Source organism: Thermomonas alba (assembly GCF_022419205.1).
In the GTDB taxonomy this organism is placed as follows: Bacteria; Pseudomonadota; Gammaproteobacteria; order Xanthomonadales; family Xanthomonadaceae; genus Thermomonas; species Thermomonas alba.
Map to the genome: position 1 here is coordinate 1 of NZ_JAJOZU010000072.1, position 515 is coordinate 515.

Here is a 515-nt window from a genome sequence, read left to right on the forward strand (position 1 = left end):
TAGATCACGCCGACGAGCTGTCGGCCATCGGGCGCCAGACGCACCTTGAAGCGCAGCTGGTTGGGCAACCGCGCGCTGCCTCCCCATGGACCAACGGAGTGATTGGTGACTGGGTAAGCCAGCCAATGCCGGGCTTCGGGCTGCGGGGCGTTGCGCCCGGTCGTGAATCGAAACTGCGTGCGCAGCCCGATCTTGATGATGGCCAGCGTGCGCATCAGCGCCTTCCAGTCCGCATGCGGCGTGGTCTGACAGACGAGGGGGCCCTTCCCATCCTTGCCGATGGCATGGGGCCAGTCGAGCTCCAGACACCGGTACCAGTCCCGCACGGGCAGAGCCCCCTGGAGCCCCGGGGTACCCTCAAGCGGGATCAGCGCGTACGAACCCCAGCCATTGCGGCTGCGCCCGCCCACCGTACCGTAGCGGTGCATCAGCGCCAGCGCTTGTCCGATGCGACCGGCATGCTGCGCGGGCACAGCCAGAGACAGGACGGCCGATTCGCCCGCCTGGATGGCGGC

Annotated in this window: 1 protein-coding gene; it reads right to left on the reverse strand. The window is 68.3% G+C overall.

Annotated features, from left to right (window positions below; translation table 11 throughout):
• Nucleotides 1-515, reverse strand: a 515-nt coding sequence (locus ML342_RS11815; protein ID WP_240127205.1) for a hypothetical protein, incomplete at both ends; no start/stop codon positions are given.